This window comes from Bradyrhizobium sp. cf659 (assembly GCF_900113725.1).
Classification (GTDB): Bacteria; Pseudomonadota; Alphaproteobacteria; order Rhizobiales; family Xanthobacteraceae; genus Bradyrhizobium.
On the sequence record NZ_FOQJ01000022.1, the window covers coordinates 16,348 to 31,831 of the forward strand.

At 66.3% G+C, this 15,484-nt stretch carries 17 protein-coding genes; 6 read left to right on the forward strand and 11 right to left on the reverse strand.

What is annotated here, in order from left to right; all coding sequences use genetic code 11:
• Positions 1 to 149: 149 nt before the first annotated feature.
• From BM118_RS39650 to BM118_RS39675, 6 genes are all read right to left on the reverse strand, one after another.
• Positions 150 to 452: a copper-binding protein gene (locus BM118_RS39650; protein ID WP_092193417.1), complete on the reverse strand. Its 303-nt coding sequence runs from the start codon at positions 450 to 452 to the stop codon at positions 150 to 152.
• A 16-nt stretch (positions 453 to 468) separates the two neighbouring features.
• On the reverse strand, positions 469 to 918 hold the full coding sequence (locus BM118_RS39655; protein ID WP_177235098.1) for a cupredoxin domain-containing protein: 450 nt from the start codon (positions 916 to 918) through the stop codon (positions 469 to 471).
• 35 nt (positions 919 to 953) lie between these two features.
• A complete protein-coding gene (locus BM118_RS39660) occupies positions 954 to 2,291 on the reverse strand; it encodes a multicopper oxidase family protein (protein WP_092193443.1) in 1,338 nt (445 codons plus the stop codon).
• Between the two features lie 13 nt (positions 2,292 to 2,304).
• Complete coding sequence (locus BM118_RS39665) at positions 2,305 to 3,729, reverse strand: TolC family protein (protein WP_092193421.1); 1,425 nt, start codon at positions 3,727 to 3,729, stop codon at positions 2,305 to 2,307.
• A gap of 9 nt (positions 3,730 to 3,738) precedes the next feature.
• Positions 3,739 to 4,023 carry a hypothetical protein gene (locus BM118_RS39670; RefSeq protein ID WP_092193423.1) on the reverse strand — a complete coding sequence of 95 codons (285 nt, stop codon included), beginning with the start codon at positions 4,021 to 4,023 and terminating at the stop codon, positions 3,739 to 3,741.
• Between the two features lie 73 nt (positions 4,024 to 4,096).
• Positions 4,097 to 4,540 carry a hypothetical protein gene (locus tag BM118_RS39675; RefSeq protein ID WP_092193425.1) on the reverse strand — a complete coding sequence of 148 codons (444 nt, stop codon included), beginning with the start codon at positions 4,538 to 4,540 and terminating at the stop codon, positions 4,097 to 4,099.
• 150 nt (positions 4,541 to 4,690) lie between these two features.
• On the opposite strand from BM118_RS39675, the gene BM118_RS39680 reads away from it, so the two are divergent.
• Positions 4,691 to 5,950: an MFS transporter gene (locus tag BM118_RS39680; protein ID WP_092193427.1), complete on the forward strand. Its 1,260-nt coding sequence runs from the start codon at positions 4,691 to 4,693 to the stop codon at positions 5,948 to 5,950.
• Here the strand turns inward: BM118_RS39680 and BM118_RS39685 are convergent.
• Both BM118_RS39685 and BM118_RS39690 read right to left on the reverse strand, forming a co-directional pair.
• Positions 5,947 to 6,354, reverse strand: a complete 408-nt coding sequence (locus BM118_RS39685) for a DUF4864 domain-containing protein (RefSeq protein ID WP_092193429.1) — start codon at positions 6,352 to 6,354, stop codon at positions 5,947 to 5,949. The two genes, BM118_RS39680 and BM118_RS39685, sit on opposite strands and share 4 nt — an antisense overlap.
• Positions 6,355 to 6,420: 66 nt before the next feature.
• Positions 6,421 to 7,053 carry a TetR/AcrR family transcriptional regulator gene (locus BM118_RS39690; protein ID WP_177235101.1) on the reverse strand — a complete coding sequence of 211 codons (633 nt, stop codon included), beginning with the start codon at positions 7,051 to 7,053 and terminating at the stop codon, positions 6,421 to 6,423.
• 239 nt (positions 7,054 to 7,292) lie between these two features.
• On the opposite strand from BM118_RS39690, the gene BM118_RS39695 reads away from it, so the two are divergent.
• The 3 genes from BM118_RS39695 to BM118_RS39705 are packed head-to-tail and all read left to right on the forward strand — an operon-like array spanning position 7,293 to position 11,096.
• The gene (locus BM118_RS39695; RefSeq protein ID WP_092193433.1) at positions 7,293 to 7,790 is read left to right on the forward strand and encodes a (2Fe-2S)-binding protein; all 498 of its coding nucleotides are present in this window, start codon (positions 7,293 to 7,295) and stop codon (positions 7,788 to 7,790) included.
• On the forward strand, positions 7,787 to 8,842 hold the full coding sequence (locus BM118_RS39700) for an FAD binding domain-containing protein (RefSeq protein WP_092193435.1): 1,056 nt from the start codon (positions 7,787 to 7,789) through the stop codon (positions 8,840 to 8,842). Before BM118_RS39695 ends, BM118_RS39700 begins: the two co-directional genes overlap by 4 nt.
• A complete protein-coding gene (locus BM118_RS39705; RefSeq protein ID WP_092193437.1) occupies positions 8,835 to 11,096 on the forward strand; it encodes a xanthine dehydrogenase family protein molybdopterin-binding subunit in 2,262 nt (753 codons plus the stop codon). The genes BM118_RS39700 and BM118_RS39705 overlap by 8 nt, the downstream gene beginning before the upstream one ends.
• 68 nt (positions 11,097 to 11,164) lie before the next feature.
• Here BM118_RS39705 and BM118_RS42010 read toward each other — a convergent pair whose 3' ends face one another.
• Together BM118_RS42010 and BM118_RS39710 are read right to left on the reverse strand one after the other, a co-directional pair.
• The gene (locus tag BM118_RS42010) at positions 11,165 to 11,317 is read right to left on the reverse strand and encodes a hypothetical protein (RefSeq protein WP_177235099.1); all 153 of its coding nucleotides are present in this window, start codon (positions 11,315 to 11,317) and stop codon (positions 11,165 to 11,167) included.
• A gap of 186 nt (positions 11,318 to 11,503) precedes the next feature.
• On the reverse strand, positions 11,504 to 12,052 hold the full coding sequence (locus tag BM118_RS39710; RefSeq protein WP_018646206.1) for a cupin domain-containing protein: 549 nt from the start codon (positions 12,050 to 12,052) through the stop codon (positions 11,504 to 11,506).
• 148 nt (positions 12,053 to 12,200) lie between these two features.
• On the opposite strand from BM118_RS39710, the gene BM118_RS39715 reads away from it, so the two are divergent.
• A complete protein-coding gene (locus tag BM118_RS39715) occupies positions 12,201 to 13,529 on the forward strand; it encodes an omega-aminotransferase AptA (protein WP_177235100.1) in 1,329 nt (442 codons plus the stop codon).
• A 70-nt stretch (positions 13,530 to 13,599) separates the two neighbouring features.
• Complete coding sequence (locus tag BM118_RS39720; protein ID WP_092193439.1) at positions 13,600 to 14,868, forward strand: D-amino acid dehydrogenase; 1,269 nt, start codon at positions 13,600 to 13,602, stop codon at positions 14,866 to 14,868.
• A gap of 290 nt (positions 14,869 to 15,158) precedes the next feature.
• On the opposite strand, the gene BM118_RS39725 is transcribed toward BM118_RS39720, so the two are convergent.
• Positions 15,159 to 15,484: transposase (locus BM118_RS39725; RefSeq protein ID WP_143099602.1), on the reverse strand; the 326-nt coding region annotated here is incomplete at its 5' end.

A 15,484-nucleotide genomic window follows, 5' to 3' on the forward strand; every position in this document is an offset into this window, starting at 1 on the left:
GACCGGGGTATTTCGGCCTCCCGGGGTGTCATTCCGGGGCGCCCGCAGGGCGAACCCGGAATCCATCGTGCTGCAGGTGTCGTGGGGACATGGATTCCGGGCTCGCGCCAAGAGGCGCGCCCCGGAATGACGGCGTGGAAGCGGGCCCCCTACTTCGCCTTCTCGATCCTGGTCACCGTGTACCCGGCGGCCGCTTCCTCGGCTTCGAAGGTGACCTTGTCGCCGACCTTCACCTGCTTGAGCAAAGCGGGGTCCTTGACGCGGTAGACCATGGTCATGGGCTCGTCCATGCCGAGGCTCTTGGCCGGCCCGTGCTTGAGCGTGATCTTGCCGGCGCTCTCGTCGATCTTCTTGACCTCGCCGCTGATCGAGGCACTCTGCGCCGCGGCGGCACCGAAGGTCAGGCCCAGCGTCAGCGCGAGCGCTGTGGTGAAGCGGTTGATCGGTTTCATGGTTTTCTCCTTCGCTTCAATTCACGGTGACGTGGCCGACCATGCCGTAGTCGCGATGGCCGGGGATCAGGCAGGAAAATTCGAACGTGCCGGCCTTGCTGAACTTCCAGAGGATCTCGGCGGTCTTGCTTGGCGCGAGCCTGACACCGTTGGGATCGTCGTGCTCCATGTGCGGGTGCTTCTTCATCACCTCCGCATGCGCGAGATTCTCCTTGGGTGTGGCGAGCAGGAATTCATGGTCCTCCTTGCCGACATTGCGCAGCACGAAGCGAATCTGCTCGCCGCGTTTGACCTCGATCCGGGCGGGGGCGTAGTCCATCTCGTTCATCAAGATCTCGATGGTGCGCGCGGGCTTCTTGGGATCGCCGGGCTCGCCGGCCGAAAAGTGCCCGTGCTGGTCGTGGGCGAAAGCCGGCGCGGTCGACAGCGCGGCCAGCACGAAGCCGAGCTTGATAGTCTTCTTCATTGCAGTCTCCAGTTGGTGGTGGTTCATCGAAACGCTCACATCTTCATGTTCTTCATCGGCGCGGCGCCGGGTTTTTGCCGCGCCGGCTCCGCGGCCGGCGGGGTGACCTCGTAGGCGACCGTGCCTTGCGGGAATTTGTACGGGCCGGGATCGCGGTAATCGTCGCGCGCGAGGTCCTCGCGGATCTTCATCACCGTGAACATGCCGCCCATCTCGATCGGACCGAACTGGCCGGTGCCGGTCATCATCGGCAGCGTGTTGTCGGGCGCGGGCATCTCCATGTTGCCCATCGCCATGCCGGTCGAGCCCATCGCCATGCTGTCAGGCGCGAGCTTGCCGACGGCCTTGGCGAGATCCTTGCGCGAGACGCCGATCAGATTGCGCACCTCGTGCCCCATCGCGTTCATGGTGTGGTGCGACTTGTGGCAGTGGAACGCCCAGTCGCCGGGATTGTCGGCGAGCACGTCGAACACGCGCACTGCGCCGACCGGCACGTCGGTGGTCGTCTCCGGATATTGCGCGCTCTCCGGAATCCAGCCGCCGTCGGTGCAGGTCACCGCGAAGCTGTGGCCGTGCAGATGGATCGGATGGTTGGTCATGCTGAGATTGCCGATGCGCACGCGCACCTTGTCGCCGAGCCGCACCGGCAGTGGATCGATCCCCGGAAACACCCGCGAATTCCAGGTCCACATGTTGAAGTCGGTCATCTCGTTGACCTGCGGCAGGTAGCTGCCGGGATCGACGCGATAGGTGCTCATCACGAAGACGTAGTCGCGGTCGACGGGGCGGAAGTGCGGATCGCGCGGATGCACGACGACCATTCCCATCATGCCCATCGCCATCTGCACCATTTCGTCCGAGTGCGGGTGGTACATGAAGGTCCCGCTCTTCTTCATCTCGAACTCGTAGACGAAGGTCTTGCCCGGCTCGATGTGCGGCTGGTTCAATCCGCCGACGCCGTCCATGCCGCTCGGCACGATCATGCCGTGCCAGTGCACGGTGGTGTATTCGGGCAGTTTGTTGGTGACGAAGATGCGGACCTTGTCGCCCTCGACCGCCTCGATGGTGGGGCCCGGCGACTGGCCGTTATAGCCCCACAGATTCACCTTCATGCCTTCGGCGAACTCGCGCACCACGGGTTCGGCCACAAGGTGGAATTCCTTCCAGTCACCGTTCATGCGGAACGGCAGCGACCAGCCGTTCAGCGTGACCACGGGGCGATAGTCGGGGCCGCTGGTGGGGTGCAGCGGTGGCTGCATCACCACCTTGTCCATGTGAGGTGCTTCCGGAATCGACGCGGCCTGGACGCGGCCGCTGATGGCCGACGCGCCGGCAAGGGCGGCGCTGCCCAGAAATCCTCGGCGGGAAAACATGCTGGCCTCCATCTCAGTGATCGCCGTCGGCAGACGCTGCCGCGGCGATGGTGGTTGCATTGTCGCCGCCGGAGGCAGGCGAGCCGCCGCCATTGACGGCGGTCTGCAAGTCGGACTGCGCGAGGAAGAATCTTTGCCTGGCGTCGATGGCACCACGCAGCGACGCCAGGCGCTGGCGTGCCTCCGTCAGCAGCGCAAAGATGTCGACCTGCATGCTGGAGAAGCGAAGCTGCATCTCCTCGGTGATGATCTTTCGCAGGGGAACGATCTCGCGCTGGTAGTGGCTGGCGATGTCGTAAGTGGACCGGTAGGTGCGATAGGCATCGCGCGCCTCCGAGCGAACGTTCACGGCACGCTCGGTCAGGCGGTTGAAGGCGAGATTGTAGGTCTCCGCCGCCTGCCGCACGCGGACCTCGCCGCCGTCGAAGATCGGGATCTGGAATTGCACGTCGAAGCCGCGTTCGCGGAACGGCGGGCCTTCCGGATCCTGGGTGCGGCGGGAGATGCCGGCAAGATCGAGCAGCGTCACGAAGCGCGTCGCCTCGGTGAGATTCAGCGCTTTCGCCAGCGCCGTCAGCTCCAGCCGCGCGATCTGCAAGTCGATGCGATGGGCGACCGCGTCGGCTTCGATCGAGGGCAGGGCCTGCGGCCGGCGCGGCAATGGCGGCAACTGGTTGGGCAGACGGAAATCGAGGCCGTCGTCCCACAGCCCCATCAGGCGCGCGAGCCTTTCGCGCGTGCTCGTCGCGGCCTGCCGCGCGGTCGCGAGGTCGGCGGTGGTCTCGGCGTAGAACACCTGCTCGCGGGCCTGGTCGAGCTTGTTGATCGAGCCGGTTTCGCCGAGCTTGACGGCGAGCTGGGCCGTCGATTCCGCCGTCGCCTTCGCGTCCGTCAGCAGCACCACAAGCTCGTTGCAGGTGACTGCGCGGACATAGGCGCGGCGCACGTCGGCCGCGAGCCGCAACGTCGCCAGCGCCGCGCGCAATTGGGCCTGGCGGAAGCGGTCGCGCGCGATCTCGGAGCGGAACGGCAGGGTGGCCAGCGCGAGGATGTCGCCGACCACCTGGCGCTCGATTTCGTTCGCGCCATTGCCCGAGATCCGCGAGATCGAGAACACGGGATTGGGGGGCAGGCTCTGCTCGACCTGCTCGGTTTCGGCCAGCGCCAGCTCGTTATACGCCGCTTGCAGCCCCTTGTTGTTGAGCAGCGCGATCTGCACGGCGGTCTCGCTGGTCAGCGTGCGCGCCAGCAACCGGCGGACGGTCGCGTCGACGGCCTCCGCGCCTTCGGCGGATCGGACGAAGGCGACGTCCTTGTTGATGGTCTGGCTGGTGAGGTCCGAGACCGTCGTCATGCCGCCGTCCGGCGAGAACGCCATGCAGCCAGAAAGGCCGAACGCGGTGAGCATGAGCAGGCCCCGCGCAAGATGGTGTGCCATGGCGCGCTCCTACCGGTCTTGCTTCGGTTGCGGCGCGACGGCGTCGTTGCGGTCCCGCCATGGTGCCGGCGTCGCGGGCCGCAGGCTGGTATAGGGCGCGACGGTCGAGCGATAGCCGACGCGTGCCACCTTCGCCGAGGGATCAGCGGGGTCGGCGCTGGCGATCTGTGTCGTTGCCGGCATGCAGCCGGACAGCGCCAGTGCGGCGAAGGCCAGCAGCGGCCAATTGAATCGAAAGTGTCGTCCACCCACCGCAGATGCGGCGGCGGACTTCGCCCCGGAAAGCGTAGACATGATTTATTCCTGATCTGGAGACCACAAGTCCGCGCGCGCAAAAGCGCGCTCGGACCGACGTCGTCGCGTCAGATCAGGCGATGGGGGGACGGTAGTGCTGGGACGGCGCCGCGCTGTGCAGGCTGGCCACGATCTCGGCTGCGCAGGTGGACCTCGGCTGGACCGGCGTGGCGACGATCGGCAGATCGGCCGGCAGCGCGCTCACGCACATCATCGCGCAGCACGGGCCCACGGTTCCCTTGCCGTCATGATGATGCGAGGCGGGTGCGTCCTGTGCCGCGGTCTGCCGATGCGCATGCGCTCCGGCGTGGTCATGCGTAGCACCGCTATGCATGTGGCCGGCCTGCATCTGGTGATGCGCCGGCACGAGATCGGCGAGGAGTGCGTCGTCGAGGCATGGCGCGGGACCAGTGCCCCAGGCAAGGCTTGCCGCCGGCGCGAGCACGCAGAACAAATAGGCGAGGGCGATGATCCGCCCCACCCTGATCCGCATCGATCGCGTCAATCGCAACAGCATTCCGCCGATAGGCTCCTCGCGCGGCAATGTTGCACACGCTGATTGCAAACTAATGGCAAAATGCGCATTCGCCAAGCTCATTTTACCGCAGTGCACCGCGCATGCCCAATATCACGCCACGAAGCTTGACCCTGTTCCGATCCGCGGGCCATGGTCCGGCCCGTGCACGCGCCAACTCATCCAGGACAAACCTCGGACTCATTCAGCCCTGATTCCCGTCAGGCCTGGGTGCGGCTTGTCATTGCGCTCCTGATCGGCTCGATCGGAGGCGTCGGCATGTGGGCGATCGTGGTGATGATTCCCGCGGTCCAGGCCGAATTCGCCGCCACGCGCGGCGCGGTGTCGCTGGCTTTCACCCTCATGATGTTCGGCTTCGGGCTTGGCGGCGTGATCGCCGGCAAGATCACCGACCGATTCGGCATCGTGCCCGCGATGGCGATCAGCATCGCCTTTCTCGGCGTCGCCAACGTGCTCGCGGGCCTGTCTGGTCAGCTCTGGCAGTTCGTGGCGGCGTACTTCCTGATCGGGCTCGGCACCTCGGCGACCTTCGCACCGCTGATGGCGGAGGCCTCGCACTGGTTCGAGCGCTATCGTGGCCTCGCCGTGACCATCGTCGCGAGCGGCAACTACGTCGCCGGCACGATGTGGCCGCCGCTTGTGAATTGGGGGATGCAGACGATCGGCTGGCGCCATACCCATATCGGGATCGGCCTCGTCTGCGTCGGCCTGATGACCATCCTGGTGCTGGTCCTTCGCGCGAGGATGGGCGACGACAAGGTTCGCGACCACGCCAATGCGCCGCCGCCGCAGGTCGATCTCAAGCTCTCGACCAACACGCTGACGGTGCTGCTCTCGATCGCCAGCATCTCGTGCTGCGTCGCCATGGCGATGCCTCAGGTACATATCGTCGCCTATTGCGGCGATCTCGGCTATGGCGTGGCGAGGGGCGCCGAGATGCTGTCGTTGATGATGGCCTGCGGCATCGTCAGCCGGATCGGTTCGGGCTTTCTCGCCGACAAGATCGGCGGCATCCGCACGCTGCTGGTCGGGTCGCTGGCGCAGGGCTTTGCGCTGGTGTTCTACCTGTTCTTCGACAGCCTCGCCTCGCTCTATCTGATCTCCGCGATGTTCGGCCTGTTCCAGGGCGGCATCGTGCCGAGTTACGCCATCATGGTGCGCGAGGCGATGCCGGCAGGCGAGGCCGCGACCCGCGTCGGCATCGTGATCTTCGCCTCGGTGTTCGGCATGTCGTTCGGCGGCTGGGTGTCGGGCGTCATCTTCGATGCCACCGGCTCGTATGCCGCGGCATTCGCGAACGGCGTGGCCTGGAACGCGCTCAATATCGGCATCGTCGTGCTGCTGCTGATCCGCTCGCGGATGGGTTCGGTCAAGACCGGTTTTGCGACTTAAACTGCTTGTCCCGCCTTTAGGAGCGAGCAGCCGGTGATCTTGTAGCTGCCGTCCGCCTGTTGCTCGAGCGTGTACAGAGCTTCCCAGGCTTCGCCATTGGCATCGACGATGTGGACGCGCTGCGCGATCCAGTTACCCTCGCTCTTGCTCTCGCCAAATCCAAAACTCTTGTGACGATAGACAGGGGCGTAGCCGTTCTGCACCATGGACATGAAGATGTCGGGGGCCGGAAAGATCTCCTTGATTGCCGGTGCGGCATAGGAATAGGCGGCCGTGGCATCGTCGCGGACGAACGCCTGCTCCTGGGCGCGGATGATGCCTTGCGCGGCGGCGACGTCGTCGGCAAGCGCGCAGCGCGGGCTGAGACCAACCGTGAGAAGGAGAAGCAAGGCTGCGATGCGCATGACAGGCTCCGCGTTGATATCCCGGCGGCCTCGATCCTAGCACGATCTTGGAGAACGCGGGACGCGCTATCGCTTTCGCTTCGGCGCGGGCTTGGCGGCGGCGCGCGCCTTGGCCTTGGCGCCGGGCTGCACGCGCAGCCCGTCGACGAACACGTCGAGCATGCGCAGCACCGAGGATTGCCAGCCGGGCTGATCGTGCATGTAGCACATGCCGATCAGGGCCCTGAGCAGGTCTTCCGGGCTGACATCGGCACGCATCTCGCCGGCCGCGACGGCGCGGTCGAGCAGCGAGCCGATCGCCTTTGTCAGCCGGTCCATCGAGAAGGCCGCGAGTTCCGACGAGCTCTGGAACGTCAGCGCCAGCGCCGCCGACATGCCTTTTTTGGTGGCCACGAATTCGACGCCGGAACGTAGCCAGCGCCGCAGCGCGTCGACCGGGTCCTTCGCAATCTTCAATTGCTCGGCGAGCTCGCTGAGCTGCTCGACTTCGCGCCGGTACACCGCCTCGAACAAATCCTCGCGCGTCGGGAAATGCCGATAGAGCGTGCCGATGCCGACGCCGGCACGCTTCGCCACCGCCTCCAGGCTCGCTTCCGGACCTCCCGCGTTGAACACGGCCTTGGCCGCCTCGAGCACGCGCTCGCGGTTGCGCACGGCATCGGCGCGGGGCTTTCGGGTCTGGTCGGTGTGGTCGTCCATGCCGGCAATGTAGATCACGAATTGGTTAGATTGAACCCTTGCAGGGCTGCATCGCGTTGGTGTCGCATGGGCTTTTGACGAATTCCAAATATTTTTCGGCTCCCCTTGTTAAGCGGAGGGTGCCTCCGTATCTTCGCTGGGATGTTGGCCGGCTTCCGCCTGGCCAGCCCATGTCGACGGCGGCCACGGCGGTGGCGCGCTGCGCGATCACTCATGTCCATATCTGATCGGAGCCTTGTATGAACCACTCCATCAGCCTCACCGTGAACGGTGCGCGGCGCGACTTCGTCCTCGACGATCCGCGCGTCACGCTGCTCGATCTCCTGCGTGAGCGCCTCCATCTGACCGGAACCAAGAAGGGATGCGACCGCGGCCAGTGCGGCGCCTGCACCATTCTCGTCGACGGCAAGCGCATCAATTCCTGCCTCGCGCTCGCCATCAGCCATGACGGCGCCGACATCCTCACCATCGAAGGCGTCGCGCGCGGCGACCAGCTTCACCCGGTGCAGGCCGCCTTCATTGCCCATGACGGATTCCAGTGCGGCTTCTGCACGCCCGGCCAGATCATGAGCGCGATCGGCATGATGCGCGAGGCCCAGGCCGGCGATGATCCCGAACGCATCCGCGAATGCATGAGCGGCAATCTCTGCCGCTGCGGCGCCTATGCCGGCATCGTCGATGCCGTGCGCGAGGCGCAGGCCGGCATGGACGAATCCAATCAGAGGCGCTCCGCATGAAACCGTTCGATTATGTCAGGCCGGCCACGGTTGCCGAGGCCGTTGCCGCTGCCGCCCAGCCGGGCGCGACCTATCTCGCCGCCGGCACCAACCTGCTCGATCTGATGAAGGGCGGCGTCAGCCGTCCGGATCGCCTGGTCGATGTCACGCATCTCGAGGGGCTCGACGGCATCGAGCATCTCGCCGACGGGTCGTTGCGCATCGGCGCGCTGGTGAGCAACGCCGATCTCGCGCACGATGCCGACTTCGCAAGGTCCTGTCCGGCGGTCGCCGAAGCGCTGCTCTCCGGCGCATCCGCGCAACTGCGCAATGCCGCGACTGTCGGCGGCAATCTACTGCAACGGACGCGCTGTGCGTATTTCTATGACACCGCCAGCCGCTGCAACAAGCGCGAGGCGGGCACTGGCTGCGACGCCCGCGACGGCGAGAACCGCGCCCATGCCGTGCTCGGCTGGAGCGAGAACTGCATCGCCACGCATCCCTCGGACTTCTGCGTTCCCCTGGTCGCACTTGACGCCATCGTCGAGATCGAGGGCAGGAACGGCCGTCGCGAGATCGGGCTGGACGAACTGCATCGCCTGCCCGGCGATACGCCTCAGCGCGAGTCCGCGCTCGAAGCCGGCGACCTGATCACGGCGGTGCGTCTGCCGCCTGCGGCACGCGACTTTGCGGCGCATGCGCGCTACCTCAAGGTTCGCGAGCGTACCTCTTACGCGTTTGCCGTCGTCTCGGCCGCCGCTGCGTTGCAGATCGAGAACGGCAAGATCAAGGAGGCGCGGATCGCGCTCGGCGGCGTTGCCGCCAAGCCCTGGCGTGCTCGCGCCGCGGAAGATGTTCTCAAGGGCGTCACACCCACGGCCGACGCCTTCCAGGAAGCCGCCTGGCGCGCGCTCACCGACGCAAAACCGTCCGGCGACAACGCCTTCAAGATCGAGCTCGCCCGCCGCATCGTCGTGCGCGCGCTGACCCTCGCCGCCGCCGGTACGCCGGCGCGCCTGCCGGCGCTGCCGGCCTCTCCCTTTGCCTCGACCTCCGGAGCCATCCATGCCTGAGCTCAATCTCACCAGCGCTCCCGCCAATCTGCGCCACGGCTCGAACATCGGCCAGCCGCTGACCCGGCGCGACGGCATCCTCAAGGTCAAGGGTCAGGCGACCTATACCGCCGACAATCATCCGCCCGGCATGCTGTTTGCGGTGATGGCGGTCTCGAGCATCTCGCGCGGCCGCGTGGTCTCGCTCGATGTCACGGCTGCCAAGCGCCATCCCGGCGTCGTCGACGTGATGACATCAGATCACAAGCCGCCGCTTGCAGTCGACCCGGAGATCAAGACCAACCCGTTCGTGTTCCGGATGGAGGTGCTACAGAGCGACGAGGTCCGCTACGCCAACCAGCCGATCGCCGTCGTGATCGCTGAAACGCTGGAGGCCGCGACGGAAGGCGCGGTGCTGCTGGCGCCGCGCTATGAGACGCTGCCTGCGCTCGTCGGCCTCGATGCCGGCGAAAGTTTTGTGCCGCCGGTGGTCGGCGTCGGCAACCCGACAGAAAATCGCCACGGCGACGTCGAGGCGGGGCTTGCCGCGGCCGAGAAGCAGATCGACGCGACGTACGAGACGCCGCCGCAATATCACAATGCCATGGAGCCGCATGCGATCGTGGCCAGCTGGGACGGGGACAATCTGTCGGTCGACATGCCGACCCAGGGCCTGATGCTATCGCTCGGACGCATCGCCGAGCTGTTCGGCATTGCGCCTGACAAGATCCACATCCGCAGCCCGTTCCTCGGTGGCGGTTTCGGCTCCAAGGGGCTGATGTCCGGCCCGCCGACCCTCGGCATCATGGCCGCCAAGCTCGTCGGCCGGCCCGTGAAGCTCGTGCTGCGCCGCGAGCAGATGTATGGCCCGGTCGGTCATCGTGCGCCGACGCGTCAGCGGCTGCGCATCGGTGCCGACGGCGAGGGGCGCCTGACCGCGCTCGATCATCATGCGAGGACCGTGTCGAGCACGTTCGACGATTTCTACGAGCCGGCGGCCGATGCCTCGCACACGCTCTATGCGAGCCCTGCGATCCGCACCTCGCACGATGCCGTCCGCGTCAACACCGGCACGCCGCTGTTCATGCGCGCCCCCGGCGAGGCGACCGGCTCGATCGCGCTGGAAAGCGCGATCGACGAGATGGCCTGGGCCTGCGGCATCGATCCGCTCGCCTTCCGTCTGAGGAACTATGCCGAGGTCGAGCCGATCACCGGCAAGCCGTTCTCATCCAAGGCGCTGCGTGCCTGCTACGAGCAGGGCGCTGCGCGCTTCGGCTGGGCCAAGCGTTCGCTCCAGCCGCGGCAGATGCGCGACGATGCCGGTCTTCTGGTCGGCTGGGGCATGGGCACCGCGACCTTCCCGGCGCTGATGTTCCAGGCCGAAGCGCGCGCGGCGATCCGCCGCGATGGCACCGGTGCGATGGAGATCGGTGCGCACGACATGGGGCAGGGCGCCTGGACGGCACTCGCCCAGATCGCAGCCGACGGTCTCGGTCTCGATATCGACCGCGTCGAATTCAAGGCCGGCACGTCGGACCTGCCCGACGCCGGCATTGCCGGCGGCTCGGCGCACACGGCGACCGCGGGCACTGCGATCCACAGCGCCGGCGCGGCCGTGATTGCAAGGCTCGCCGATCTCGCCACCAATGACGAGCGCTCGCCGCTGTTCGGAGCAGGCAATGCCGGCGTGGTCGCGCGTGACGGAAAGCTGTTCCGGCGCGACGACGAGGGGCGCGGCGAGAGCTATGCCGAGATCCTCACGCGTGCCGGCGTCGCGGAGGTCGAGGCGCGCGGCACCGGCGCGCCGAACCCCGCGGCGATGGAGGAGTATGCGATGCACGCCCATGGCGCGGTGTTCGCGGAGGTGAAGGTCGATCCCGAGCTCGGCCAGGTCCGCGTCACGCGCATGGTCGGTGCCTTCGCGGCGGGGCGCATCGTCAATCCGCATCTGGTGAAGAGCCAGCTGTTCGGCGGCATGATCTGGGGCATGTCCTTCGCACTGCACGAGGAGGCCATCACCGACCGTCGCAGCGGGCGGATCATGAACGCCAATCTCGGCGAGTACCACATCCCCGTGAATGCCGACGTGCCGCCGCTCGACGTGATCACGGTCGAGGAGCACGACCCGCATGTGAATGCGCTCGGCATCAAGGGCGTCGGCGAGATCGGCATCACCGGCAGCGCCGGCGCGGTCGCCAACGCCGTCTGGCACGCGACCGGCGTGCGGGTGCGGCGCTTTCCGATCCGGATCGAGCAATTGCTGACGCAGTCTTGAGCGCTGCGGCGATGTCAAATGGGAGCCGCGCGGAGAAGGCCGCGCGGCCAGCGACCCGCGTCGCAGCGTCAGTTCAGCTTCCGCCGGAGAGCCTTGAGCGCCTCTCGCTGCGTCTCGATGTATTCGGCGATGGCCTTGCGCAGCTCGCGTGAATGGAGCTTGTCGGCGTCGCGCTGGACTTCGTCGAGCGCGGCTTCTGCATTGGCGAGCGTGATCTTCATCGGCGAGCCCTGTTACGATGCGGCCCCGGAGTGCCTAGGAGTCCGGGGCCATAACCTCAGCACCTTTGCGCCAGGCTGCTCGGCTACGGTTCGTAATATATAGCGGTTCGGCGCGCTGAAATTGAGATGGCTCAAGCTCCGTAAGATACCGGCCGTCCGTAAGATTCCGGGGGATTTTGATGCGCGTCAAAATGTCGGCGGGGTGCAGGCCGAGATCACTTCGCACGGCTTGCCGCCGACGCAGCGGAAGCGATGCGGGCGGCGGCTCTCGAAATAATAGGCATCGCCGGGATTGAGGATGCGGCGTTCGTCCTCGACGGTGACTTCGAGCTTGCCCGAGATCACGATGCCGCCCTCCTCGCCGTCATGGACGAGGTGAACGCGCCCGGTGTCGCTGCCGGGCTCGTAGCGCTCCTTCAAAATCTGGAGGCTGCGGCCGAACAGATTGTCGCCGACCTGCCGATACGAGATCGGCTTCTTGCCGACCTCGGTCAGCTCCTCGGCGCGATAGAAGATCTTGCGCCGGCTCTCCGGCTCCAGCGCGAAGAACTCGGCGAGCCCCATCGGGATGCCGTCGAGGATGCGCTTGAGCGCGCCGACCGACGGGTTCATCTGGTTGGATTCGATCAGCGAAATCGTCGAATTGGTGACGCCGGCGCGCTTGGCAAGCTCGCGCTGCGACAGCTTGTGGCGCGCCCGGATGAATCGCAGCCGTCCACCGATGTCGACGCTCATGCCCCTGGTCCCTGTTGCAGGTGTTGCGGATCGCGCAAATATGGACCAGTGGCCCCAGTGAAATCAATGGCTTGCAGGTCACCAGAAAAGGACTTGTTGCGCTTTGGAAGCCGTGCCTCTGCTATCTCGTCAGCAAAGGAGCGCGGCCGTGACCCTTCATCAGATTCCGAACACTATCAAGACCGACTCGTTCTGGATGCCGTTCACGGCCAACCGGCAGTTCAAGAAGGCGCCGCGCCTGTTCTCCTCGGCCGAGGGCATGCACTACACCACCGTCGACGGCCGCAAGGTAATCGACGGCTCCGCCGGCCTCTGGTGCGTCAATGCCGGCCACGGCCGCAAGCAGATCGCCGCCGCGGTCGAGCGGCAGCTCATGACGCTGGACTTCGCGCCGTCGTTCCAGATGGGCCATCCGCTGGCATTCGACTTCGCCGAGCGGCTCGCCGAGATCGCGCCGAAGGGCCTCGACCGGATATTCTTCACCAACTCCGGCTCCGAGTCGGTGGACACCGCGCTCAAGATCGCGCTCGCCTATCATCGCGCCAACGGCCAGGCGAGCCGCACCCGCCTGATCGGCCGCGAGCGCGGTTATCACGGCGTCGGCTTCGGCGGCACGTCGGTCGGCGGCATGGTCGCCAATCGCCGCGCCTTCGCGACCCTGCTGCCGGGCGTCGACCACATCCGCCACACCCATGATCTCGGCCGCAACGCCTTCGCCAAGGATCAGCCCGAGCACGGCGCCGAGCTCGCCGACGACCTCGAGCGCCTCGTGGCCTTGCACGGCGCCGAGACGATCGCCGCCGTCATCGTCGAGCCGGTGCCGGGCTCGACCGCGGTGCTGCCGCCGCCGAAGGGCTATCTCCAGCGCCTGCGCGAGATCTGCGACAAGCACGGCATTCTGCTGATCTTCGACGAGGTCATCACCGGCTTCGGTCGCCTCGGCACGCCGTTTGCCGCCAACTTCTTCGGCGTCACGCCGGACCTGATGACGACGGCCAAGGGCATCACCAACGGCACCATTCCCTGCGGCGCGGTGTTCGCGAGCCGCAAGGTTCACGACGGCCTGATGGTCGGCCCGGAGAACCAGATGGAGCTGTTCCACGGCTACACCTATTCGGCGCATCCGACGGCCTGCGCCGCCGGCATTGCGACCCTCGACATCTACAAGGACGAAGGCCTGCTCACGCGCGGTGCGTCGATCGCCGAATACTGGCGCGATGCGCTGCATTCGCTGAAGGGCCTGCCGAACGTCGTCGACATCCGCAATTGCGGCCTGATGGGCGCGGTCGAGCTGGCGCCGCGTGGCGGCGTGGTCGGCGCGCGCGGCTACGACGTGATGGTCGACTGCTTCAACACCGGCCTTTACCTGCGCATGAGCGGCGATAGCTTCGCGATGTCGCCCCCGCTCATCGTCGAGAAGAGCCACATCGACCAGATGGTCTCGATCCTCGGCGACGCCATCAAGAAGGTGGCCTGATAATTGCTCTCGCCGTTGCGAGTGGTTTCCTTGCAGCGGCGAGCGTGATGCCGCGGGAGTTTGACGAAGCGTGAAAGTTCTGATCCTCGGCAGCGGCGTCATCGGCGTCACCTCTGCCTATTACCTTGCGCGTGCAGGCCACGAGGTGACGGTCGTCGACCGTCAGCCGGAGCCGGCACTGGAGACATCCTTCGCCAATGCCGGCGAGGTGTCGCCCGGCTATTCCTCGCCCTGGGCCGGGCCCGGGGTGCCGGTGAAGGCGGTCAAGTGGCTCTTGATGAAGCACGGCCCGCTGGTGATCCGGCCGAAGCTCGATCCCGTGATGTGGGTCTGGCTGCTCAAGATGCTGCGCAACTGCACCAGCGAACGCTACGCGGTCAACAAGAGCCGGATGATCCCGATCGCGGAATACAGCCGCGATTGCCTGCGCGATCTGCGCCGCGACATCGGCATTCAATATGACGAGCGCTCGCAGGGCACGCTCCAGCTGTTCCGCTACCAGGCGCAGCTCGACGGCACCGGCGAAGACATCGCCGTGCTCAAGCAATACGGCGTCCCCTTTGAGGTGCTGGGCCGCGAGGGTTGCATCGCGGTCGAGCCGGCGCTCGCCGGTGTGAAGGAGAAGTTCGCCGGCGGACTTCGCCTGCCGCAGGACGAGACCGGCGACTGCCACATGTTCACGCAGGCGCTGGCCAAGCATGCCCAGGCGCTCGGCGTGCGCTTCATGTTCAACACCGGCATCGACCGCATCGTCACCGACGGCGCGCGCGTCAGCGGCGTCGCGACCAGCGCCGGCGGCATGTTGCAGGCGGACGCCTACGTCCTTGCGCTCGGAAGCTGGTCGTCGCGGCTCGCTGCGCCGCTCGGCATCTCGCTGCCGGTCTATCCGGTGAAGGGCTATTCGATCACGGTGCCGATCAAGGACGCCTCGGGCGCGCCGGAATCGACCGTGATGGACGAGAGCTACAAGGTCGCGATCACCCGCCTCGGCAATCGCATCCGTGTCGGCGGCACCGCCGAAATCTCGGGCTATTCGAGCAAGCTCTATGATGCGCGCCGCGCCACGCTGGACCATTCACTGACCGATCTGTTCCCGCGCGGCGGCGATCTCTCGAAAGCGACGTTCTGGAGCGGCTTGCGCCCGATGACGCCGGACGGCCCGCCCGTGATCGGCCCGACCCAATACGCCAACCTCCACCTCAACACCGGCCACGGCACGCTCGGCTGGACCATGTCCTGCGGTTCGGGACGGGTGCTCGCGGACATGCTGTCGGGCAAGAAGCCGGACATCGACGTCAGCGCGCTGACGGTGGACCGGTATAGTCATCGGTTTGGCTAAGACTTCATCCGCTCGTCATTGCGAGCGCAGCGAAGCAATCCAGTATCTTGCCGCGGCGACAGTCTGGATTGCTTCGCTGCGCTCGCAATGACGGTGGGGAGGCATAGCGCGTCCAACTCTATCACCGTCACCCTGAGGCGTGAGCTGCGCGGCGCAACGCGCCGTGCGGCGGCCCTCGAAGGGCGACGGCCCGGCTGCATCGGGGGCGTAGATCCTTCGAGGCTCCCGATGTGGCGCGTCGCGCCCCATGGCTCGCACCTCAGAGCCTGACTCAAAAAGCGTGGGCGTCTTCAGGGTCTGGCCAAGCGGCGAGTTAGGAGCCTCAGATGGGCGGCGAGCAACCAGGCTAGCTCGGTGGCGGCGGAGCCTTCGAAGTCTTTGGAGAGGCGACGACATCTGCCGAACCATGCAAAGGTACGCTCGACGACCCAGCGCCTGGGCAGGAGCTGGAAGCCTTTGACCCCGAGCGGTCGCTCGACGATCTCGATCGTCCATGGTCCGCAGTCGGAGAGTGCGTTGACGAGCTGTTTGCCGCGATAAATCCGATCGGCAAAGACATGCTCAAGCCTTGGGAAGCGGTCTCGCAAGAGCTCCAACAGAGGAACGGCACCATGGA